Origin of the sequence: Levilactobacillus angrenensis, from assembly GCF_003946085.1 — a bacterium.
GTDB lineage: Bacteria > Bacillota > Bacilli > Lactobacillales > Lactobacillaceae > Levilactobacillus > Levilactobacillus angrenensis.
This window is the reverse complement of sequence record NZ_RHOB01000004.1, coordinates 1-22,431: the sequence shown is the minus strand read 5'-3', so window position 1 is coordinate 22,431 and position 22,431 is coordinate 1. Positions and strand designations below refer to the sequence as shown.

The window sequence follows — 22,431 nt, the reverse complement described above, 5'->3', positions numbered from 1 at the left end:
GGCGTTTTGCCAGTTAATTGACCCAGCCAAGCCCGCGGTATCGCTGGTCAACGGCCGGGGGATGTGGTTAAATGAGGAAAATGACTTTCCTGAGAGAGGTAAACGAAATGAGAAAGATATTAGAAAATGAAAGAGAACTGGGTAAACATCTCATAATTTTAGTGGGGTCAGCGGTGATTACGGCGGTCGCACTGAATGAATTCTTAGTTCCTGGTAAGATTTTTAGTGCTGGAATCAATGGGATTTCTCAGATTATTTCCACCTTATTGGCCATGACGGGGGTCCATCTGAGTACTGGGTGGTTCATCTTGCTGTTCAACATTCCTATCGGCTTGCTGGGCTGGTTCAAGGTCGGCCGCAGCTTTACCATCTATTCCATCATGGTGGCCGGGTTGACCTCGGTGCTGGCCATTATTGTCCCCGTTAATAATATTTCTAATAATTCACTACTGGCCGCGTTGTTCGGGGGTATCCTGACCGGGGTCGGGGTGGCTTATCCCTTAAAGAATGGCTTTTCCACTGGCGGGATGGACATTGTGGCCGTGGTCTTAGAAAAGACGACCGGCCGAACGATTGGGACACTCATGATGATGATCAACTTTGGTATCGTGATCCTGGCCGGCTTCCTCTTTGGTTGGGAGAGTGCTTTATACACCATCATCTCGATTTATGCAATGTCGCGGGTCGTTGACAGCATTCACACCCGCCACCAAAAACTGACGGCCTTTATCGTGACGACCCGCCAAGATGACGTGATTGTCGAGTTAAATAAGACTTTGATTAGGGGTATCACGGTGATGCCATCATTCGGCGCGTATACCCGCAAAGACAGTGCGGTCCTCATGACCGTTATATCACGGTATGAACTTTATGCATTAGAGCACGCGGTCAAGGACATCGATCCCGGGGCCTTCGTCAACCTGGTCAACACCGTGGATATCGAAGGGAATTTCTATAATGAGACGGAGCAGTTGAAATTAAAACAAACCACGCAACAAAAGTAGGGTTCAGGATTGCCCTGGACCGTTGGAACCGGTATAATAACACTATTCACACAGAGAAGGGAACGAGAGAAATGCCAATCGTAAACATCGACTTAATTGCTGGTCGTTCACAAGACCAATTGAAGGCGTTAGTTCAAGACGTCACGACCGCTGTGACCAAGAACACGGGCGCACCCGCAGAACACGTTCACGTCATCTTACGCGAAATGCAACCTAACCGTTACGGCGTGGCCGGCGTTTTAAAGAGTGACGAAAAGTAACAAATATTTGCGAAAACTTATAAACCGCCACCAACCCTGATATACCGGTGTTGGTGGCGGTTTCATTTTGAAAAACGTTTGGCTTAACCACCTCTTTTAGGTATACTGGTAACAAGTGCGACATCACGGCAAGATTAGGCCGTCGCTAACGAACGAATGAATGGAGAGTTGAACGATGAGTGATCAACAATACATGATGGCAATTGATGAAGGGACGACGAGTACCCGGGCTATTTTATTCGACCGGCACGGCCAAATTGCGGGACAGGCACAACGGGAGTTCCACCAGTACTTCCCGCAACCAGGTTGGGTCGAACACGATGCCAACGAGATTTGGAACGCGGTCCAATCCGTGATTTCCGACGCGTTAATTGATTCAGATGTCCAGCCTTACAAGGTCCGCGGCATCGGGATCACCAATCAACGGGAAACGGCGATCATTTGGGACAAGAAGACCGGCGAGCCGATTTATCACGCGGTGGTTTGGCAATCCAAACAGACCAGTGAGATCGCTGACCGATTGAAGGCGGAGGGTCACACCGACGCCATTCACGAAAAGACCGGGCTGGTCATTGACTCGTATTTCTCCGCAACTAAGATTCGCTGGATCCTCGACCACGTAGACGGGGCTCAGAAGCGCGCTGAACGCGGTGAATTGTTATTTGGGACCATTGACACCTGGATTCTCTGGAAGCTGACTGGCGGGCGCGTACACGCAACTGATTACACCAACGCCAGCCGGACTATGTTATACAACATTCATGATTTGGCCTGGGACAAGGAAATCTTAAGCTGGCTCAACATTCCCGAATCCCTGTTGCCAGAAGTCCGGTCATCGTCCGAAATTTACGGCTACACGGCCGGCTACACCTTTAGCGGGGTTCAAGTGCCCATCGCCGGGATCGCTGGGGACCAACAGGCGGCCTTGTTTGGGCAAACGGCCTTTGATAAAGGGATGATCAAGAACACCTATGGCACCGGGGCCTTCATCGTGATGAACACGGGTGAAGAGCCAACGCTATCACACAACGGGTTGTTGACGACGATTGCCTATGGCTTGAATGGCAAGGTCACCTATGCGCTGGAAGGCTCGATTTTCGTGGCCGGGTCCGCAGTCCAATGGCTCCGGGACGGTATGCGGTTCTTTGAACACGCCAGCGAATCGGAAAAGATGGCCGTCGATGCACAAACGACGGGCGATGTCTATGTCGTGCCGGCCTTTACCGGTTTGGGCGCGCCATACTGGAACCAAGAAACGCGGGGGGCCGTCTTTGGCTTGACTCGGGGCACGACGCGTGAACAATTCGTCCGGGCGACGGTCGAAGCAATCGCGTACCAGACCCGTGACGTGGTCGACACCATGACCCAGGAAACGGGCTTAAACCTCCAATCCCTGAGTGTTGACGGTGGTGCGGCTAACAATAACTTTTTGATGCAGTTCCAAGCCGACATCTTGAACACGCCGATCAAACGGGCGGCTATCAACGAAACCACGGCGCTGGGCGCGGCTTATTTGGCTGGTTTAGCCGTTGGCTTCTGGCCCGACATGGATACGATTCGGCAAATGCACAAGTCACGCGACGAATTCGTGCCGCAAATGGCCGAAGACAAGCGCGAGCACTGCTACAACGGCTGGCAAGCAGCTATCAAGGCGACACAAGCCTTTCATCAAGATTAACTTAAGAGAAGTGAAACCTGTCGGGGAACTGACTGGGTTTCACTTTTTTTCTTGGGGAGGTCTCAGGTAGCTGACCCAATCCATTTTGGGGCAGGCGGCTAACTGACACTGGCAACGACAATTTTTCCGGTCCCAACACACTGCTTGATAACCGCTTTCGGGGTACAATGAATGTAGTATTGAAGGAGGAATCAGTGATGGCAGTTTTCTCAGATGCACAAAAAGTTCAGATTCTTAGCGACTTGGTGGCGATTCACTCGGTCAATGATAACGAGGCGGCCGTGGCGACCTACTTACAACAACTCTTGGCGGAGCATGAGATTGATGCGCAGCTGTTGCCGGTGACTGCAGGCCGGACGAACCTCATTGCCGAGATTGGGTCCGGTCACCCGGTCCTAGCCGTTTCGGGCCATATGGACGTGGTCTCGCCCGGCGATGTGGCCCAGTGGCAAAGCGATCCCTTTGAGCTGACCGAACGGAACGGGCAATTGTATGGCCGGGGGGCCGCCGACATGAAGTCCGGATTGGCGGCGCTAGTCATTAGTCTGATTGAACTGCACGCAGCCGGGCAACCCCAACACGGGACGATTCGCTTGATGGCCACGATCGCTGAAGAGGTCGGTGAGACCGGGTCGCGCGCCTTTTACGACCAAGGCGCCATGAACGATGTGGACGCGCTGTTGATTGGCGAGCCCACCGGCTACAATTTGTTCTCAGCGCATAAGGGGTCGATGGACGTGCGGTTGACGTCACAAGGGCAGGCGGCGCATAGTTCAATGCCAGAACTCGGCGCCAACGCCATTGACCCGTTGCTAGCGATTTTGACGCAAGCCAACCAAGTCTTCCGGCACACGGATAAAGAAAACGCGTTGCTGGGTAAATTGGCCTTTAACACCACCATCTTCCATGGCGGCAACCAGGTCAATTCGATTCCGGAACGTGCGACGGCTGAGATGAATGTGCGGACGATTCCGGAATTTGATAACGCGGCCGTGCGGGCAGAATTGACGCAGCTCATCGCCCACCAGAATCAGGCAGGTGCGCAGGTGACCATGGACATTTACATGGATCAGTGGCCGGTCCAGGAACCTCAGGACAATCCGTTGAGCAATCTGGCAGCGAAGTTGGGTGAGCCCTTTGCTGGCCAGCCGATTCCCAAATTACCGCTGCCAGCCGTGACCGATGCCTCGAATCTCTTGAAAGATAAGGGCCACCAATTTCCATTCATCGTTTTTGGCCCCGGTAACCAAACGGCACATCAGGTCGATGAACACGTAGACCGGCAGATGTTCTTGGACTTCATCACGTTGTATCAGCAGTTGTTGCCCGGATATTTGAAATTGTGAACGTCATTTCATAGAAGACTTTTTCGATCAGATGAAGGACTTTAGACGGGAACTTTAGACGCTTCGCAACGCGCTACGATTTGATTTCTGATGGTTTAGGGTTCCTTAGTAGTAGTCTGCGCCTGCCTGTCATTCGTCAACGGGTGGCACAAAATGATTGGCAACAGGTCTTAGGGTTAAACCAGAGTATTGCGTCGTTGTTCCAGCCGGTGGGACAGTCAATTGGCGTTTTTATTTTGGCAGTGACTCATGACTATGCTCTAGCAGCGCTGGTCAATGCGGGTACATTTTTCCTAGCTGCTTTGATCTTACTACTGGGACGTCGGGCAATTCATATTGCACCCATTCCCGTACCGCCAGCTCGAAGAGGAGAGAAGGGACCAGGGCTTTGGCGAAAGATGAGTAATATCCTAGGTCAATCATCTGGAGTCAGTATCATACGCCTACTGACGGCTGTAGTCATAGTTAACGTCGTGGGAGCTAGTGTAGACGCTGTCATCAATTTGTATATTTTGGATCCAGGGCGCGCCACGGGATTGTCATTTGGCCTGGCGATTCTTATCGTTAACGTCCTTTTCGTGGCAGGAACGGTGATGGGGAGTACGCTGAAGGTGAGATTTCTAGATCGTCAGTCGTTCAAGACGGTTATGGTTGGGACGATTGGCGTCATGGTCTTGCTCTACCTGAACTTTCTCTGGGTGCAGAGCTACTGGATGGTGATCATCCTGATGTTCGCAATTGCCTTTGGTCTGGGTAACATGAATCCCAAGCTGTATGCACAGGTTATCAGTCTGGCTGACCAAAATATTGTGGGTACGATCTTTGGCACGGTCAGCTCGCCAGTCACCATTGCAGCACCACTGGGGAGTATAGGCATTGTCCTCATCTATAATGCAATTTCTCCGTCTGCGGCCTATTGGGTTTCAATTATTATTTTACTGATTGGAACCGGCGTCTTGTTGCTGGGCAAACATCAGCGACCGGTGGCTAAAGCTTAATTGACAAGTAAGATGCATTTGGACTTAATCACGTTATATCAACAGTTGTTGTCGGGGTATCTGAACTTGTAGAATGCAAAAAGCGTGATACGAAGATTAGATTCAAGCACAAATTATTGGTAAATGGCAATTAGGTGTGTCAATGCTGAGCTGGCGGGATTTGGAAGACATTGCAAGTCACTTGTAGCTAGCAAGGATGGGCTATAACCGGATTTGATGACCAAAGTAAAGTCGGAAGGAAGGCAACTGAGTGACATTTCCCTTTGTTATTGAGGAATGGCCTAGCAAAAATAAGAGTTCTAGAGATACTACGGATAATTAATGTTATGTAAAGTAAAAAAGTGTGACAATCATTGTGACCCGGTCGTGGCAATCTTAGTAGGACAAAAAAAGAAGCCCTGAGAAATTTTCTCGGAGCTTCCTTTTAATTACGAGTTCAAATGCCTACTCGGCCAACTTGAGATAGTCTTGCAGGTAGTCGGCCAGGCCGTCGTGGTTGTTGTCCAACGGTGTAACGTCTTGAGCTAAGCCCTTGATGGCCGTCGTGGCGTTTTGCATGGCGACACCCCAACCGGCATAGTCGATCATGGCCGTGTCGTTGTGTTCATCACCAAAGGCAATGATGTTCTTGCGTTCCACGTGATAGTGGTGGGCCAGAACTTCCACGCCGGTGGCCTTTTGCACGCCCTTGACGCCGAGTTCGACCACGGAGTTGGGACCGCCCCAAGGAGCGGCATCGACCTCATCACTGAAGTTGTGTTGCAGGTAGCTTAAAAGGTGTTCCTGATGACTGCGGTCGACCGCCACTGTTAAGCTGGTCGGGTTTTCCTTTAAAGTCTTTTGATTTAAAATCTGATTGCTTTGTAGTACGGAGGGGAAGAAACCGACTTCCACAGGTTGGTCGCGGACGGCCAGGAAGAGGTTTTTACCTTCCGCCGCAATCATATTAATGCCAAGTTCTTGGCGGTGCGCCAACAGGTCGAAGGCGACCTCTTTATTGAAGGTATATTGGTATTCGCTGGCCCATTGCTGGTGGGGGATGTGCCCCAGACTACCGTTAAAGTTGATCATCGGTCCGTCCAAGTGGAGCTCATCGTAAAAGTTAGCGGAGATCCGGTTCGGTCGGCCAGTCACGATGCTGACGATGTGGCCGGCTTCCCGGGCCTGGGTCAAAACGGCCTTGGTCTTGGCGGAGATTTGGGCATCCGCGTTTAAAGTCGTGCCATCTAGGTCAATGGCGATTAATTTTCTTTCCAAAGAGAGACACCTCACATTTCATTGGTTGATTGGATTTTCGTTCAAAAATAAACTAGCCCTCTCAATGTAACACAAGTCGCAGAAAATTACGACTATTTCGCTGAGAAGAAAGGGTAGTGCTGACCGATAGAAACAGGTATAATGGTTAACGTGAAATGAACGATTTATGGCATTCTGTATATAGCAATTTTAAAATTGTATCTAACAAGATGGAGGCATAACGGTGAATTTACCTGAGGACTTTAAGACAAAATATCAGCGACTGTTGGGGGCCGACGCGGCGGATTTCTTTGCCAGCTTTGACACGCCCAGCCTCAGTGGCTACCGCACGAACCCGGCACATCATGACTTGCCGGACCGGTTGACGATGGCACCGGCAGTGCCTTATGAACCCCGCGGCCATTTTGGCACAGTCGGCGGGCGGACGCTGATGCATCAAAGCGGCGCGGTCTACAGCCAAGAACCCAGTGCCATGTTTGTAGGTGCCACGGCGGCCCCGCAACCGGGCGAGACCGTGTTAGACCTGTGTGCCGCCCCCGGTGGCAAGACCACCCATTTGGCTAGCTACCTCCAGGGGACCGGCCTGCTGGTGACCAACGAGATCAATCGCAAGCGGGTCAAGGTCCTGGCGGAAAACGTGGAACGGTTTGGCGTGAAGTCGGCGGTGATTTTGAATGAATCGCCCGATCGCCTGAGTCCCGTTTTCCCAGACTTCTTTGACAAGGTGTTGGTCGATGCACCGTGTTCTGGTGAGGGCATGTTTCGGAAGGACCCAGCGGCCATGGACTACTGGTCCTTGGATTACGTCGAGGAATGTGCGGCGCGGCAACGTGAAATCATGACCGAAGCGCTCAAGATGGTCAAGCCTGGTGGTCAGCTGATCTATTCGACCTGTACCTTTGCGCCGGAAGAAGACGAACAGATGATGGCTTGGGTGCTGAAGAATTATCCCGAGTTTCATCTGGTACCTATTACCAAGGTCGGTGGCGTGATCGACGCTCGGCCGGATTGGGCCGATGGTAATCCAGAACTCAAGAAGGCGGCGCGGTTGTTCCCTCATCTGTTGCAGGGTGAAGGGCATTTCGTGGCCAAGCTCGAACGTGACGCCGGTGACGCGCCAATGCCGCGGGGAACCGCTAAGTTAGGGACGCCTTTGACCGGCGACCAACGCAAGCTCTGGCAAGACTTTGCCCAGACCGTCTTGGGCGGGTCAGCATTTGCCAACCTCGTCACGGTCAAGGACCAGTTGTTCGCCGTGCCAGCGGGATTGCCTAACTTGAAGAAACTGCACGTCTTTCGGCCGGGGCTACACCTGGGGACCTTTAAGAAGAATCGCTTCGAACCGGCCTATGCCTTGGCACTAGCCAGTGAGCCGCAACAGGTCGCCCAGACACTGGCCATTACGGATCCACAGTGGCGCGCCTGGGTCCACGGCGAAACGTTCACCTTGACGACGGCGCCAAAGAAGGGCTGGTACCTGTTAGTTTGTGCGGGTCAACCAGTGGGCTTTGGTAAGGTCGTCGGGACGACTGTGAAGAACTTCTTCCCGAAAGGTTTACGCTTTACGGTCTACGATGATGACGTGTCCGCAGCCAACTAATTAAACTGACTAAAGGTTGAAAGTTTAATTAATGTCTTGACTCCCGGATCGTCCGCGTTTTGTCCACCAAAACTAGTGAAAACAGGGCCTGCGTCAGCCAGGGTTCCGCCTGCTCTGGGGAACACCTCCAGCCTGAAAAACGGGCTTCCGGTTCGCTTGAAAGCGAGGCCGAGACCGTCCCTCAGGCTCGGTCCGGTCCGCCCACCGCGTTCCAACCCATAGTTGGCGGACGGTAGGCGGCCAGCTCAAACTACGAAGCTGTAAACGACTAATTCTTACGCCATGAGTCGCGTGGTGACAATGCTTCTAGCTGATTTTCATCTTTCAACCTTCAGTTAAACTGATACAAAAATACCCTTTGACCCGCCAAACCTGGCGTAGCGTCAAAGGGTATTTTTTTAATTGCAGCTAACAAGAAGCTGATTTTAAAGGATTAGTATTGGAGACATCGCTGCCGACAGTAACTCTCTAATGCTGGTGATAACAAGAGTCGCTGAGCCTTTAATGCCGCCAAATTGCGGGTGCCAAGTAAGGTCATGATGTCGCGTAGACCGTCTTGCCAGTCCAGCAACATCGCCGTCGTGGTCGCTTCGTCCGTCTTGATCAGACTGTGCAGGATATGACCAGCACTGCCAACGACGTTTGCGCCCAGTGCCAGCGCCTTAGCGGCATCTAGTGGTTGACGGACCCCGCCGGTCGCGATGACCTGGAGTTGGGGAACTTGGTGCGCCTCAAAGAGGGATTCTACCGTTGTTTGGCCCCAACCGGCCAGATAGCTGAGTTCTTTATTCGGCCGCCGAAAATTCTCAATTTGCGCAAAATTGGTACCGCCACGACCGCCCAGATCGACGTATTGGACGCCCACGGTCGCTAGTTTGGCTAAGGTCTCTTGGGCCATGCCGAAACCAACTTCCTTGATGATGACCGGCACGTTGACGCCCGCAACCGTCTGGCCAATGCTGTCTAGCCAGTGAAAATCACGGTCGCCCTCGGGCATCACGATCTCTTGCGCAGTATTGACGTGAATCTCTAAGGCGTTGGCCGCCAGCATGTCGATGGCCGTCTGCGCTTGGGCGACCGTGTGCCCGGCACCGATATTGGCGAAGACGATGCCATCGGGGTTATTTTCCCGCAGTGGCGTAAAGGTCTCGACCGTGCTGGCGTCTTGGAGCGCAATGCTTTGCGAGCCACTGGACACGGCCATCCCCGTCGCCGCCGCGATCCGCCCCAGTTGGGCGTTGACCTGCCCCGTACGTGGACTGCCGCCAGTCATGGCTTCAATCAGGAACGGCACGGGCAACGTTAACGGCCCCAAATGCGTGGTCAAGTCCACGTCGCGCACGGCGATTTCGGGCAGACTCTGATGAATGAATCGGAGTTGGTCGAATTGACTGGCGGCAACGGGTTGGTAAAATTTTTCCGCCAACGACAGGTGTTCGTCCTTGCGGTGAGCGTGACGTGCAAGATCCATGAGGGTTCACTCCTTACTCGATAACGTGATGAACGTTGAGTTTCAACGGTTCGATGCCGCGACCTTCCCATTCCTTGAGCAGGCGGGCCAGGTCCTTGGCGGCATTGATAATGACGATACCACAGTCACCACCGCCGGCCCCGGAAGACTTGGCGGCCCCGCCGATGTGCACGGCGATATCACACATGGTCTTCAACAGGGTGGTTTCAATCGTGACGTGGCTTAGACAGGCCAAGCGATTTAACAGCTGCCGATTAACGGCGATCTCGTGCTGGATGGCATCGAGATTTTGGTCATGGAAGCCTTGGATCATGCGCTGTAGGCATTCGCGACTTTCCCGGAGGAAGGCGTGGTAGTCCTGGCGGCGGGTCGCCTTGAAGAGGGCAATCTTATCGACCAGATGCGAAGTGGAAGCCGGCGTACCGGTCCAGCCAATCATCAAGCGCAACGACTCTGGGGGGGTTAACAGTTCAATTTGTAAGCCCGGCCAGTCGGCATCCAGCAGTTCGGTCAGGGATAATTCTCGCCGTGCCGAAGCTAGCCAGTCGCGGTCAAAGGCCTGGTAGGCAATCCAGCCGCCGTAAACGGAAGCCGCAATGTCGCCCAGCGACCCGTTGCCTTGGACGTCTAAGTGGGCAATGGCCGCTAATTTAAAGAGGCGGTCCTTGCTCATTTTAATGTCGTAGAACTGGCACAAAGCCTTGACAGTAGCGACGGTGACAGCGGCTGAAGAGCCGAGGCCGTATTTTTTCCCATCGGCACTATCGAGGTCGCTGTTCACGTTCAGGTGATAAATGGCCAGTGGCTTGCCCAGGGCTTGGGCGTATTGTTCGGTCAAGCGAATGGCCGAAAGAATGTAGTGGAAGGGATTGTCACGGTTGTCAAAAACCAATTCCGTTCCTTGGCGTTGCCAGTACAGTGAATTTTCTTGGTACTGCTTGGACGCGATCCGCCCGTAGTCTTGGCTGGGGGTGATGGTCACGGTCACAAACTGGTTGAGGGCAACAATAATTGCCGGGTAACCGGGTTCGACCACGGCATACTCACCGGCAATGTAAAGTTTTCCGGGTGCTTGCGCGGAAATCAATAAATCAGGTCCCTTCTTGTTTCGCTTACGTTTAGCGTGAATGATAGTGTGATTGTCAGGCAACCACTATGTACAGGTCACAGGGACCTACAGAAACTGAATGCCGGGACCGGGATGGGCGACCACGACACGATTGGCGCCAAATTGGGCAGCCAGTTGCGTCGTGACGGCAGGCAGGTCGGGCGTTTGACAAAAGACTTTTAAGTTCGGCCCCGCGTCTAACGTGTAGTAACTGGCCACGCCAGCCTCACGAAGATGGCGGACCGTCTGCATGGCCGTCAGGGTGTCACCGTTGAAGTAACTGTATGGCGGATTGGCACTCAACGTGAGGGCGTGCATCCGCATGGCGTTGGCTTCTAAAATCTCGCCGGTCGCGGTGAAGTCCTGGGCCAAAATGGCGGGCTTGATGGCGGCTAGATCGGCGGCGACGACTTGCTTCCAAGCCGGGTAGTAGGGCGACGTGGTCACGCTGCTTTGCATACCTTGCCGGGAGCTGATTTTCTTGTGGTGTGGGTCTAGTAACAACGCCACCATGGCGATCGGCCAGTCGACGTGTTCTTGAAACGGCACGGCCACCGAGGTCTGGTCATCATGGCCGGCTTGCCATTCGACGAAGCCACCAAAGATGGAGCGGGTCGCTGAACCAGACCCCCGGCGAGCCAACCGTGACAGGTCAGCCCGTGATAAGTCCAGCCCCGCTGCGCGACTAGCTGCTCCTGCCAACGCCGCAAATGCCGAAGCGGAAGAGGCTAAGCCGGCCGCGGTGGGCACGTGGTTGGTCGAGGTGACTGACGCAAACCGGGTTTCACCACTGCGCTGACGGACCAGGTCCAAAAACCGGTGGACCTTTTGGCTGGCGGTCGTGCTCAAACGCGTGTCGTCCAGCGTCACGGTGTCGGTGGTCAGCGTCGCATCAAAGGCAACGGTCGTGTCCGTATAAAATTGGTCCAGTGTTAGCGATAAACTGCTGGTCTGGGGAATGATCAGGTCGGTATCGGCCTTACCCCAATACTTGACCAGGGCAATATTCGTATGGGCGCGTGCAGTCACGGCTGTCATTGGGGATCCTCCTCTAAGTTAAAAGCTTCGGTCCAGGTTTGGGTGGCACCGGCAGCGCGCAGGCTGGCTTCGACGTGGTGCGTCGTTGCCAGGTCAGGACACAGGGCGATCAAACAGCCGCCCATGCCACCACCGGTCAATTTGGCCCCCAAGGCGCCATTTTGCCGGGCAACTTGGGTCAATTGGTCCAGTTCTTGAGAACTCACGCCCAGCCCACGTAATTGGTCCTGCGCGTCACTCATGATCTGACCCAAATGCATCAGGTCGGGAGCGGCCAGGGCAATCCGCGCCTGATGGCTCAGCTCACCGAGACGTTGAATCTGTTGGGTCGTTTCTTGCGGAAAGGCCATCTTGCGCCGAGCCACGGCCGCCACGGCTTGGCCCGTTTGACCCTTGATGCCACTGTCGGCAATGACCAGGTAGCCTTGGAGGGTAAAGGGAATCTGGAGCGTTTCTTGGTGCGGTACGAACCAGATGGGAACGTCGGAGCTGACGGTGGCGGCGTCAATGCCGCTAGGGTTGCCATGCGTGATTTTTTCAGCGATGGCCGCCGTCTCCAGCAATAGGTCGCGCGTCAGTGGCCGGTCAAAGAAGTGGTACATGGCCCGGGTAATGGCGACGGCGACAGCGGCTGAGGAACCCATCCCCCGTTCGGCCGGCAGCTCACTGGTGATGGTCATGGCAAACGGGGTCTCCTGGGCGTCAAAACGATTTAACAGCGTGGCAATGAGCGCGGCCACGCCCGCCAGGTTTTGGCCCATTTGCGCAACGGGGCCGTCAAAGTAGCGGCTAGAGATCCGTTGGCCACTGGCTGCGGGTGCCATGACCACGCGCGTCGTCACTGACGGCAGGGGCAACGCGATGGCTGGTTGGCCATACACCACGCTGTGATCCCCAATAAGAATGATTTTCGCGTTACTTTTGCCGCTTGCCGTTTGACCCAAGTCTCCTCGCTCACTTTCCTTGTCGAATTTTACTTACCAAAAAATATCATACTCTACTGATTGGCGTTGCGCTAGCTTTGACCTTTAAAATCCCGGATTCCCGCAAAAATTAACCCTTTCTATAGAAAGTCGGTGATAATTGACTAAACAATCTAGAGGTGTGGTTGCTGGCCGCCGGACCGTTCGCTAACCAGACACTGACCAAGCCAGTGCCTGCGGCTGCCAGAGATTCCGCCTGCTATGGGGGACACCTCCAGCCGAAGAGCGGGCTTCCGGTTCGCTTCAAAGCCACGCCAAATGCGCGTGTCTCTGAAGTCGCCCCACCCAGTAACCTGGCAAACAACGCCAGCTAACTGGGTCGACACAGCTGGCTACATCACTGGCCTCCTCCGGCAAAATTGGTGTTGACGGTCAGCTTTGTCGGGCAAGCATAGCGGTAATCAATGGCTACGAGAACTGGCATCTCTGGGACGCGGCCCTTCGGCTCAAAGCGAGGCTGTGAGACTGCCCTTTGACTCACTCCGCTCACCACGTTCCCAATCATCTCCAGTGAACGGTCAGGCGGCTAACACGATTAATTGTCAGCACCTCAGTCAAGGACAACCTAACTATCATACTAGACCGGAATTGCGATGGTAAATGTTTCTGCGTAAAATTTTCTGCCGGTGCTGGTCCAATCAAGACCTTACCAGCCCATCCGACCAATGCCGTCGTAAAAAAAGCGGTCAGTCCAGCTACTCAGGCGTAGCGTTAGCGGGCCAAGTGGTGTATCATAGTGCCAGTTATTATCGCAATTGTGCAGAAATTGGTGAGCATATTATGGATAAAGACACGGTTTACGCGGTGGTCGATATTGAGACCACCGGAACCAGTGTGACAGATGGCGACCGCATTATCCAGATTGGGTGCGTCTTCGTCCAGCATAATCAAATTATTAATCACTTCGCAACGGACGTGAATCCGTTACGCGAGATTCCCGCAGGCATTACGCGACTGACGGGAATCTCCAATCAACGAGTCCGGCACGCGCCGCTCTTTGATGACGTTGCCGGGACCCTGTATAGTCTGTTGACCAATACGGTATTTGTGGCCCACAACGTCAATTTTGACCTGCCGTTTATCAACGCGGAATTTAGTCGGGTCGGGTACCCTGAACTCACGATTGAGGCGTTGGACACGGTGTCTTTGAGTCAAATTCTTTTGCCCACGTCACCGAGCTTTCGGCTACGGGATTTGAGTGGGTACTTCAACATTGAACACGACAATCCACACTCCGCGGACAGTGATGCCAGTGCCACGGCGGAATTGTTTATTTTCCTGTTCCGGCGACTGCGGGCCTTACCGCAAGTCACGCTACAGAAGATGATCGACTTACACCCAGATCTACCGCTCCAAACGGCGGCTCTTTTTGACGTGGCTCGCCGGCTAAATGAGCAACAGCCGCGCAAGCTTCCAGACTACTTGTACATCAAGAACGGCCTGGCCTTGCGTAAACCAGGGGAGACGCCGACGACCACGTTAGCGGCCCCCAGCAAGTATCCCAAGACCAAGAAACAAAAGCAAAAATTGATGCCGGACAACCTGGAATGGCGGCCGGAACAAGCCAAGATGATGAACTATATTTACAACAACTACGCGCATGCTGACCAGCATCCCGTCAAGCAGATGATCGTCGAGGCGCCGACCGGTATTGGTAAGAGCCTGGGTTACACGTTACCCATGGCCTATTTGGGCCAAACGGGGCGGCCCGTGGTCATCAGTACGGCGACGACGCTGCTGCAAGAGCAGTTGCTGGAACAGACAATGCCGCTGTTAAATGCCATCGTGCCGTTTCCGGTCAACGCGGTCCTAGTCAAGGGCAGTCGCCATTACCTGGACCTCCAGCGTTTTGCGACGACGCTCAAGGTGGCCGAAACGTCTAAGCAGACGCAACTGTTGAAGTTACGCTTGCTGGTCTGGCTGACCATGACCACGACGGGAGACTTGGATGAACTGCATTTGGCGACTTACCGGGCACCGTATTTCCAAGAAATCATGCACGAAGGGGCAGTGACCGCCGACAATCCGTTTTATGCGGATGACTTCTTGCGGCGACGTGACCAACGGCTGGAAACGGCCCAAATGGTCATCGTCAACCACGCTTATCTAAGCGAGCACGCCCTCGACCTCGGTGAACGGCTCCATCGGCCGTACCTGGTGATCGACGAAGCCCAGCACCTGCCGGATAGCACGCTCAAGCAACGGCGGACCCAGGTCAAATTTGCGCAGCTGATCAACGAACTGCATCACGTGCAGCGCGATATCGGCCGCGAAACCGGACCGAGCCTGTTGAGTCTTTTTGCCAATGACACCGCGGCCGTGACGACCCTACACCGCATCTTGGCGGCGAGTCAAACGTTGGAGACCCAACTGGACGCCTTGGTCAGTCAGCTGTTCTTGCGGTTCTTAGCCAGCAAGCGGCCCAACAATCATAACCAAATCATTGAAGAGCTGATTCCGGCGGCGGACCTGGCGGCTGAACTGGACCGCGGGGATGCCGTGGCTCAGGCGACGACCGCGACTGACGACCTGTTAGCCGAACTCAGTGCCTTGCGCCAACGGTTCGATAGCCAGGCCGACCGGTTTGCCGCTTCCGAACGCTACCTGTTCGAGCAAGTTGATACCCGGATTCACTTATTTGATGACCAAATGAGTCAACTGTTGACTATTTTACGGCAAGTCGTTGACCAGGCACCTGCCAGTCTCTTTTGGCTGACCATCAACCACGTCGGCGACCGCAACAGTCTCCAGCTGGCGAGTGGCTTGCTGGCGACCGAGGGCTTCTTGCGCAACCACTTGTACGCGGGCTTTCAGCCGGTGTTGCTGACTGGGGCCACGTTATTTTCTTCCGGCCGCTCGCAGTACGTCTTGGACCAATTCGATTTGGACCGTGACCAAACGGCGACGCACCGAATGCGGTCCAGCTTTGATTACGCCCAGCAAGCCGAGCTGTTCATCAGCGATGCCGGGCCGAATCTCAGTCGAGTTGCGCCCGCGGATTACGTGACCTACTTGGCCGCGGCCATCAGTCAGATCGCCGGGGCGGTCAATAAGCAGACGCTGGTCCTGTTCAACTCGTTAGCCGTGATCGAACAGGTCTATCAAAAATTGTGTGCCCAACCCGAATTTGCGCAGCGTGAAATCTTTGCGCAGGGCATCAGTGGCAGTCGGGAACGCATTGCCAAACGCTTTGCGACCAGCCACGGCGCTATTTTACTGGGGGCGGCCAGCTTCTGGGAGGGCATTGACCTGCCCGCCGAACAGCTGGAGTTACTGATCGTCACGCGGCTGCCATTTGATTCACCGGACCGCGTCTTCGTCAAGGCCAATTACGCGCGCTTAGAAGCGGCGGGGAAGAATCCGTTTTACAGTGCGGCCTTGCCCGCGGCGACGTTGAAATTGCGGCAGGGTATCGGTCGGTTGATTCGGACACCGCACGATCGCGGGGCCATTGTGATCTTGGACCAACGCTTGATCGAACGGCACTACGGCCAAAGCATCTTGCGGGCCTTACCGGATGACCTGCCACAGACGACCGGGGACACCAGTGCGATTGCTCAAGGATTAGTTAATTTTTTTGAAAAAAAGACGGACGATTCGGTGACACCCCCCGAAGTCTGATATAATTGGAAAAGATTGAAATTCGACAAGGGAGACCGATGGAAATTGATGAGACAACAGTATCAACGACGTCAGCGGCCGCGTCATTGGGTCTTGCTGAGCGTGCTACTGGTGATCTTGGTGATTCTGATCAGTGCGGCGGTGATGGTCAATAAGGCCACGAAACCCCTGACCCAAAACCAAGCTCACGCGGAAGCCGTCGCTAAAAAATCGGGTCATTTGACCAGTACCAGTAATTTTTACTGGACCAACTTAGATACGACCTACTACACCGTGGCGGGGAAGAACAAGGCTAAGCAAGCGGTCTACGCCATCGTGCCCAAGACTGGCAATAACGTCACTGTCTTGAAGCAAACGGACGGTTTGTCCCGCAACACGGTGCTCCAACGGGTCTGGCAAAAGAATCCCAAGAAGGTTTTATCCGCGGCACTGTGCGTGTTCAACGGTAAGCCTGCTTGGCAAGTCAGCTATTTGAATCGCAGTGGTAAACTGTGCTACGTGACCTACCAATACAGCACGGGTAAGATGCTGCAACAAATTTCCAACATTTAACGACTGGAGGCAGGGTAACGATGCAACTTTCGAAACGGGCATTAGCCGTTCAACCTTCCGCGACCTTAAAGACCGGGCAACGGGCCCAAGAGTTAAGAGATGCGGGGGTCGACGTGATCAACTTGAGTGTCGGGCAGCCGGATTTTCCGACGCCGACCGCTATTAAGGACGCCACCGTGGCGGCGATTCGGGCCAACCAGGTCGATGGTTACACGGCGACGGCGGGCATCTTGCCGTTGCGTCAAGCAGTCGCCGACCATTTGGCAGCGACCCAACACGTGACGGTTACCGCGGACCAAGTCGTCGTGACGACGGGTGCCAAATTAGCACTCTACGCCCTGTGTCAGGTGGTGTTGAACCCGGGGGATGCCGTGTTACTACCGGCGCCTTACTGGGTCAGTTACAGCGAACAGGTCAAATTAGCCGGCGGTGTGCCCATCGAAGTAGCACCAACGGCTAGCTTAAAGGTCACCCCAGCACAACTAGAAGCTGCCGTGACCCCGGCCACCAAGGCCATTATCTTGAACTCGCCCCAAAACCCCAGCGGCTTGGTGTATACCCCAGCTGAGTTGCGGGCTATCGGCGAGTGGGCCGTCAGTCATGACCTGCTGATCGTGGCGGATGAGATTTACGGTGACTTGATCTATGCAGGTCAGCGACCGGCCACGTCCATGCTGACGCTGGGCGAAGACATTGCGGCCCACACCGTCCTGGTCAACGGGGTCTCGAAGACTTACGCGATGACCGGCTGGCGGATCGGTTATGCCGTGGGACCGCGCCCCATCATGAACGCACTAACGACGGTGTTATCGCACGTGACCGGAAATGCGGCAGCGGTTAGTCAAGCCGCCGCATTAGCTGCCTTAACGGGGGACCAGGCACCGGTCGAACAGATGCGCACGGCGTTTCAGCAACGGCTGGACACCATTTACCCGCTGGTGACAGCCTTGCCGGGCTTCCAGTTGGCGCATAAGCCGCAGGGGGCGTTCTACCTGTTCCCCGATGTGCACGCGGCCATGCGGTTAAAGGGCTTGACCACGACGGAAGATTTTGTGGCAGCCGTCTTGGACCAGGCTCACGTGGCGGTGGTGACGGGCACGGCCTTTGGCTTACCCAACCACATTCGCTTGAGCTACGCGACAGATTTGGCTTCGTTGAAAGAAGCGCTGGCGCGGCTCCAAACATTTATGACAACAGATTAAACACGTTTATGACGATCGGACCGCCAGCACTGGGTTCGGTCGTTTTCATTCAAATCAGGAGGCTTTCACCATGGATGACTTTATCCAACGTTACGTGCAGGCGGGGCAGACCAGCGTGGCTAACTACCTGCTCGACCATTTTCGCGAGGTGGGGATGACGACCGACCAACTGCTGGTCTACTTTCAATTGCGGCGCTACATGGACCGCGGCCGTCAACTGCCCAACGCCGATGAGATCGCGGCTCATTTGGGCTGGGACAAGCAAAAAGTCTATCAGCTATTACATGAATTGATTACCAATAAGTTAATGACGATTACCACGGTGACCGATAGTCAGGGCCAAAAGCAAGACGCCTACGACTTCCGCTTATTGACGGAGAAGCTTAGTCAACTAGCCGTGCAGGAGACACATCAGGAGGCCAAAGCGACGGTCAGTAATGACCGCTCCGCCGTGTTCAACCAGATTGAAACGGAATTTGGCCGGCCGCTATCACCACTGGAAATGGAAAGCATCACCCAGTGGCTGGATCAAGACCACTACCGGCCCGAGCTGATTCAATTGGCCTTAAAGGAAGCCGTCTTAAGCCAGGCGTACAGTTTGAAATATATGGACCGTATTTTGCTCACCTGGGAACGCAAGAACTTGAAGACGGCGGCCCAGGTCCAACGCGAAAAAGAACGCCAAGAACCGCGACGGACCAACCCAACTAATGACAACGGTAATGGTGGCGGTGGGGTACCGGACGTGCCGATCTTTAAGTTGACTGATCATTAAATCTTAAACAGTAGGAGGACCGGGATGATTTCCTGGGTCCTCTTTTTGGCTTCAGGCGCCGTTTTGGCTCTAGCAAGTCGCTAGTCGCTAAAAGTTTTGCTTGCTATGGAACGCGTTCCATACGGTATGCTAAGGGTATTCAAAAGATGAGAGGAGTTTTCTCATGATTAAACACATTTTTTCTGATATGGATGGAACCTTGTTAAATAGCCGTGGTGAACTGAGTGCCACAACGATTGCGGCCGTGAAGCAAAGCCCAGTGCCGGTGACCTTAGTGTCGGCGCGAGCCCCCTTGGAGATGGCGCAAGCGATTGGCCAATTGGGGTTAACAGCGCCGCAGATTGCCTTTAACGGTGGCTTGATCTTTCAGCCGCACGATGGGCAGGCCCTGTTGAAACAGGCCTTGCCCAAGGCGGCCAGTGTCGCCTTACTGACGACGATTGAACGAGACTTTCCCAGTGTGAGTGTCAGTGTGTATGACCAGACGACCTGGTATACGCAGCACGTGGACGCCGGCATTTTGCATGAGCAAGTGTTGACTCACCAAAGTCCCGTGGTGATGCGCACTAGCTTAGCCACTTTGGCCCAGACACAGCAACTCTTGAAAATTATGTTGATTGTCGGCGACACAACGGTTATGGTGAACTTACAACACGCACTAACGCAACTGAAGCTGCCGGTCAGCATCAAGCAGTCGGGGCAAGAATATCTGGAAATCACCAGCGAACGGGCGCAAAAGTCGCGGGGCATCGCGGCTATCTTGGAGCAGCGCAAGATTCAGGCTTCAGAGACAGCGGCGTTTGGGGATGGTCACAATGACCTGCCGATGCTGCAAGTAGTCGGGCTGCCCATCGTCATGGGCAATGCCGCCCTGGAGATTCAAGCTGCCGGGCGGTACGTGACCAAGACCAATGACGAAAATGGCGTGGCTTACGGGCTGACGCATTTACTAACGCGAGATTAGCCTGACAAAGGAGGGTGGACCGTGACAACCATCAGAGAGGTCGCTAAATTAGCCGGTTATTCGCCGGCGACCGTTTCACGAGCAATCAATCACAGTGGCTACGTTTCTGCGAAGGCTGCGGCTAAAATTCAAGCGGTGATTGCCCAACTGGACTACGTGCCCAATGACATTGCCCGGGACCTGAGTCAGGGACGTACCGCCAACGTGGGCGTGGTGGTCCCGCACCTCAATCACCCGTACTTCACCCAGGTGTTCAACGGGATTCTCACGGCAGCCTTCGCGGCGGATTATAACGTGGTCCTGCTACAGTCTAAATACGATGCCGACCTGGAGCGCGGTTATCTGGAACAGCTTCACCGTAAAGCCTTTGATGCACTGATTTTTACTTCGCGCGCGATTCCGTTATCAGAACTCGCTGCCGCCCGGAAATATGGCCCCATCATCTGCTGTGAAGACCCCGGTGATTATCCCCTGGCTGCGGCCTATTCACAGCGAGCCACGGCTTACCAGGCGGCCTTTCACTGGATTCAAGCACAAGGCTACCGACACATTGGACTGACTTTTAGCCGTTCGGATAAATTAAGTGCGACCACCCGACTGACGCTGGCCACGTACGCCACGACCTTTGGCCATGCCCCGGCAGCAGATTTAGTGGCACTGGGGGTCACGACCTTTGCGGACGGATACCAAGCGGCACAAACGTGGACGACGCAGGCCAGTCAACCGGATTTTATCTTTAGTAACGGTGACGATATTGCGGCAGGGATACGGCAGTTTTACGTAGATCACCAGCTGACGGTACCCCCATTGATGGGCCAGGAGAACCAATTGTCCGGTCGATTGCTGGGGTTGCCAACCATCGATCACCACTTCCAACAGGTGGGGGCGGCGGCCTTTCACCTGGCCGCAAGTCGGCAGGTGGCTCACGTGCCGGTCGCGGCGGAATTGATTTTACGATAGGAGAAAAACAATGAAAGTTTACTTTGTACGTCACGGAGCGACCCAAAATAATCAGGCCAATACCTTCAATGGTGGTGGGGTCGACTCACCACTGACGACGGCTGGTCGCCAATCCGCCCAACGTCTGGGACAGTACCTCCGCCAAGTGGCCTTTGATGCAGCCTATGTGTCGCCTCAGCAACGGGCACAGACCACGGCCCAACTGATTTTAGCGGAAAATGCGCATCCGGTGCCAGCAGTAATGGTCACCCCCTTACTGCGGGAAATGGCGCTGGGCGACTGGGACGGCACGCCAATTGCCAGTCACGTGAACGAACCGGAATATGCCGATTATTTTGACCATCCAGCACGCTTTTCCGGAGAACGGCTACACGCCGAAACGTATGCCGATGTGGCGACTCGTGGTCGACAAGCACTGCGGCAAATCAGCCACGAACAACCCACGACGGCCAACATCTTGGTTGCCAGTCACGGCTTGCTATTGACCAGTCTGTTGGAGACATTACGCGGGACGCCGCTTGACGCCATTCGGCAGAAGGGTCTGTTGGCAACTGCTAGTGTGACAATCATGACGACGACTGACGGTCAACATTTTACGGTTGATGCCTGGGCTGTGAAGCCAGAAGACTAAGTTAACAAATGTGCCTCAGCACCAGGTCAATTGACCGGTACTGGGGCACGTTTATTGCTCAGTTAATGATTGTTGTTAGGGCCTGTTTCTAAACGTTAATTTCTGGCGAAAATAATATAAAAAATAAATTTTGGGACAACAGTTAATTACAAATCAAGAAATCAAGGGCCAAGTTTCAACTTGGTCAAAATTACAAGAACGTTATAGCCCAAGTCTTTCCATGAATATTACTAGTGAGGAGCAGGATACGGAAGATAAGCAAACCTATAAGCTAGTGGAATGGACATCTAAGCATCACGGTTTAATTTCGAATTATGCTGGTTATAATAGTGCAGAAAGCTCCGGGCATTTAAACTTCAATGATTATTCAGATTACTACAATGGTGGAAATGTTTTAGTTGTAAATGCGGAATACCTCAGACTCAATAATGTGATGGATGGGCATGGAAAAGGAATGTCGTTTAAAGCAAATGATGCTGTAACGCATTTCTTATTCCCTGAAAAGCTGAAAAATCAGGCGAATAGATTGGCCCAAAAGTATGTAGAGCAGATGGGCCTAAGTCATATGTTTAAAGATGGAAATGCCAAGGTGGCAGTCCATTTGGTCAAGAACAATCAAAATCGTCTGACTTACAATCCAGCGAGCTTAGATATGGGATATTATGCAAGCAGTGTTCCAGATCCAGTAATTATTGTTGTTTCGCCGGAATCACTCAACGGGTCAAACTCAGATGCCAACCGTTTATGGAATGCCATGATGTCCAGCAACGCGTTTAGTTTTACCGATTACCACAAGCTTAACCGAAAGTTGGTATCCTTGGGGATGTACAAACATATTGGTAGCGTCAAGAATCTTGTGTAAATGAAATGCCTTCGTACATATAATATGTATCTAACTTAAATAAATGATGCTTTCAAGGTGTCCTGGAGTCCTTTGAACCCTCGGTGGATCCGCTTCAGAGACTTCTCGTTATAAACATTAA

General features: G+C 53.7%; 19 protein-coding genes. 14 read left to right on the top strand and 5 right to left on the bottom strand.

Annotation, left to right across the window (positions count from 1 at the left end):
• The first annotated feature begins 107 nt into the window (after window positions 1–107).
• The 5 genes from EKM83_RS02900 to EKM83_RS13585 all read left to right on the top strand — a co-directional run bounded on the left by EKM83_RS02900 (window position 108) and on the right by EKM83_RS13585 (window position 5,286).
• A complete protein-coding gene (locus EKM83_RS02900) occupies window positions 108–1,004 on the top strand; it encodes a YitT family protein (RefSeq protein ID WP_125575150.1) in 897 nt (298 codons plus the stop codon).
• A 44-nt stretch (window positions 1,005–1,048) separates the two neighbouring features.
• Entirely contained in the window at window positions 1,049–1,264 is a 216-nt protein-coding gene (locus EKM83_RS02895; RefSeq protein ID WP_263853771.1) for a 2-hydroxymuconate tautomerase, read from the top strand.
• Between the two features lie 175 nt (window positions 1,265–1,439).
• Window positions 1,440–2,942: a glycerol kinase GlpK gene (gene glpK / locus EKM83_RS02890; RefSeq protein WP_125575148.1), complete on the top strand. Its 1,503-nt coding sequence runs from the start codon at window positions 1,440–1,442 to the stop codon at window positions 2,940–2,942.
• 197 nt (window positions 2,943–3,139) lie between these two features.
• Window positions 3,140–4,288, top strand: a complete 1,149-nt coding sequence (locus EKM83_RS02885) for an ArgE/DapE family deacylase (protein ID WP_125575147.1) — start codon at window positions 3,140–3,142, stop codon at window positions 4,286–4,288.
• Between the two features lie 398 nt (window positions 4,289–4,686).
• The gene (locus EKM83_RS13585; protein ID WP_382337308.1) at window positions 4,687–5,286 is read left to right on the top strand and encodes an MFS transporter; all 600 of its coding nucleotides are present in this window, start codon (window positions 4,687–4,689) and stop codon (window positions 5,284–5,286) included.
• A 444-nt stretch (window positions 5,287–5,730) separates the two neighbouring features.
• On the opposite strand, the gene EKM83_RS02875 is transcribed toward EKM83_RS13585, so the two are convergent.
• Window positions 5,731–6,543 carry a Cof-type HAD-IIB family hydrolase gene (locus EKM83_RS02875; protein ID WP_125575145.1) on the bottom strand — a complete coding sequence of 271 codons (813 nt, stop codon included), beginning with the start codon at window positions 6,541–6,543 and terminating at the stop codon, window positions 5,731–5,733.
• Window positions 6,544–6,766: 223 nt separating this feature from the next.
• Between EKM83_RS02875 and EKM83_RS02870 the strand changes: the two genes are divergently transcribed.
• Entirely contained in the window at window positions 6,767–8,143 is a 1,377-nt protein-coding gene (locus tag EKM83_RS02870; protein ID WP_125575144.1) for an RsmF rRNA methyltransferase first C-terminal domain-containing protein, read from the top strand.
• A gap of 433 nt (window positions 8,144–8,576) precedes the next feature.
• Here EKM83_RS02870 and fni read toward each other — a convergent pair whose 3' ends face one another.
• From fni to mvk, 4 genes are all read right to left on the bottom strand, one after another.
• Complete coding sequence (gene fni, locus EKM83_RS02865; RefSeq protein ID WP_125575143.1) at window positions 8,577–9,614, bottom strand: type 2 isopentenyl-diphosphate Delta-isomerase; 1,038 nt, start codon at window positions 9,612–9,614, stop codon at window positions 8,577–8,579.
• 13 nt (window positions 9,615–9,627) lie between these two features.
• Window positions 9,628–10,701, bottom strand: coding sequence for a phosphomevalonate kinase (locus tag EKM83_RS02860; protein ID WP_125575278.1), 1,074 nt, complete (start codon window positions 10,699–10,701; stop codon window positions 9,628–9,630).
• Window positions 10,702–10,788: 87 nt separating this feature from the next.
• The gene (mvaD, locus tag EKM83_RS02855) at window positions 10,789–11,760 is read right to left on the bottom strand and encodes a diphosphomevalonate decarboxylase (protein WP_125575142.1); all 972 of its coding nucleotides are present in this window, start codon (window positions 11,758–11,760) and stop codon (window positions 10,789–10,791) included.
• Window positions 11,757–12,704 carry a mevalonate kinase gene (mvk, locus tag EKM83_RS02850; protein ID WP_125575141.1) on the bottom strand — a complete coding sequence of 316 codons (948 nt, stop codon included), beginning with the start codon at window positions 12,702–12,704 and terminating at the stop codon, window positions 11,757–11,759. Before mvk ends, mvaD begins: the two co-directional genes overlap by 4 nt.
• 819 nt (window positions 12,705–13,523) lie before the next feature.
• On the opposite strand from mvk, the gene EKM83_RS02845 reads away from it, so the two are divergent.
• From EKM83_RS02845 to EKM83_RS02810, 8 genes are all read left to right on the top strand, one after another.
• Window positions 13,524–16,364, top strand: a complete 2,841-nt coding sequence (locus EKM83_RS02845) for a helicase C-terminal domain-containing protein (protein ID WP_125575140.1) — start codon at window positions 13,524–13,526, stop codon at window positions 16,362–16,364.
• A gap of 48 nt (window positions 16,365–16,412) precedes the next feature.
• Window positions 16,413–16,916, top strand: coding sequence for a cell wall elongation regulator TseB-like domain-containing protein (locus EKM83_RS02840; protein WP_125575139.1), 504 nt, complete (start codon window positions 16,413–16,415; stop codon window positions 16,914–16,916).
• A 20-nt stretch (window positions 16,917–16,936) separates the two neighbouring features.
• Window positions 16,937–18,118: a pyridoxal phosphate-dependent aminotransferase gene (locus tag EKM83_RS02835; RefSeq protein WP_125575138.1), complete on the top strand. Its 1,182-nt coding sequence runs from the start codon at window positions 16,937–16,939 to the stop codon at window positions 18,116–18,118.
• 70 nt (window positions 18,119–18,188) lie between these two features.
• Window positions 18,189–18,893: a DnaD domain-containing protein gene (locus tag EKM83_RS02830; RefSeq protein ID WP_125575137.1), complete on the top strand. Its 705-nt coding sequence runs from the start codon at window positions 18,189–18,191 to the stop codon at window positions 18,891–18,893.
• A 163-nt stretch (window positions 18,894–19,056) separates the two neighbouring features.
• A complete protein-coding gene (locus EKM83_RS02825) occupies window positions 19,057–19,857 on the top strand; it encodes a Cof-type HAD-IIB family hydrolase (RefSeq protein ID WP_125575136.1) in 801 nt (266 codons plus the stop codon).
• A gap of 21 nt (window positions 19,858–19,878) precedes the next feature.
• The gene (locus EKM83_RS02820) at window positions 19,879–20,817 is read left to right on the top strand and encodes a LacI family DNA-binding transcriptional regulator (RefSeq protein WP_125575135.1); all 939 of its coding nucleotides are present in this window, start codon (window positions 19,879–19,881) and stop codon (window positions 20,815–20,817) included.
• Window positions 20,818–20,827: 10 nt separating this feature from the next.
• Entirely contained in the window at window positions 20,828–21,448 is a 621-nt protein-coding gene (locus EKM83_RS02815; protein WP_125575134.1) for a histidine phosphatase family protein, read from the top strand.
• A 130-nt stretch (window positions 21,449–21,578) separates the two neighbouring features.
• Complete coding sequence (locus tag EKM83_RS02810) at window positions 21,579–22,310, top strand: hypothetical protein (protein WP_125575133.1); 732 nt, start codon at window positions 21,579–21,581, stop codon at window positions 22,308–22,310.
• The last annotated feature ends 121 nt before the right edge of the window (window positions 22,311–22,431 follow it).

Coding starts and splice junctions, on each gene's coding strand:
- EKM83_RS02900 (WP_125575150.1), top strand. CDS start 108: ATGAGAAAGATATTAGAAAATGAAAGAGAACTGGGTAAACATCTCATA.
- glpK (WP_125575148.1), top strand. CDS start 1,440: ATGAGTGATCAACAATACATGATGGCAATTGATGAAGGGACGACGAGT.
- EKM83_RS02885 (WP_125575147.1), top strand. CDS start 3,140: ATGGCAGTTTTCTCAGATGCACAAAAAGTTCAGATTCTTAGCGACTTG.
- EKM83_RS13585 (WP_382337308.1), top strand. CDS start 4,687: ATGAGTAATATCCTAGGTCAATCATCTGGAGTCAGTATCATACGCCTA.
- fni (WP_125575143.1), bottom strand. CDS start 9,614: ATGGATCTTGCACGTCACGCTCACCGCAAGGACGAACACCTGTCGTTG.
- mvaD (WP_125575142.1), bottom strand. CDS start 11,760: ATGACAGCCGTGACTGCACGCGCCCATACGAATATTGCCCTGGTCAAG.
- EKM83_RS02845 (WP_125575140.1), top strand. CDS start 13,524: ATGGATAAAGACACGGTTTACGCGGTGGTCGATATTGAGACCACCGGA.
- EKM83_RS02840 (WP_125575139.1), top strand. CDS start 16,413: ATGAGACAACAGTATCAACGACGTCAGCGGCCGCGTCATTGGGTCTTG.
- EKM83_RS02835 (WP_125575138.1), top strand. CDS start 16,937: ATGCAACTTTCGAAACGGGCATTAGCCGTTCAACCTTCCGCGACCTTA.
- EKM83_RS02830 (WP_125575137.1), top strand. CDS start 18,189: ATGGATGACTTTATCCAACGTTACGTGCAGGCGGGGCAGACCAGCGTG.
- EKM83_RS02825 (WP_125575136.1), top strand. CDS start 19,057: ATGATTAAACACATTTTTTCTGATATGGATGGAACCTTGTTAAATAGC.
- EKM83_RS02815 (WP_125575134.1), top strand. CDS start 20,828: ATGAAAGTTTACTTTGTACGTCACGGAGCGACCCAAAATAATCAGGCC.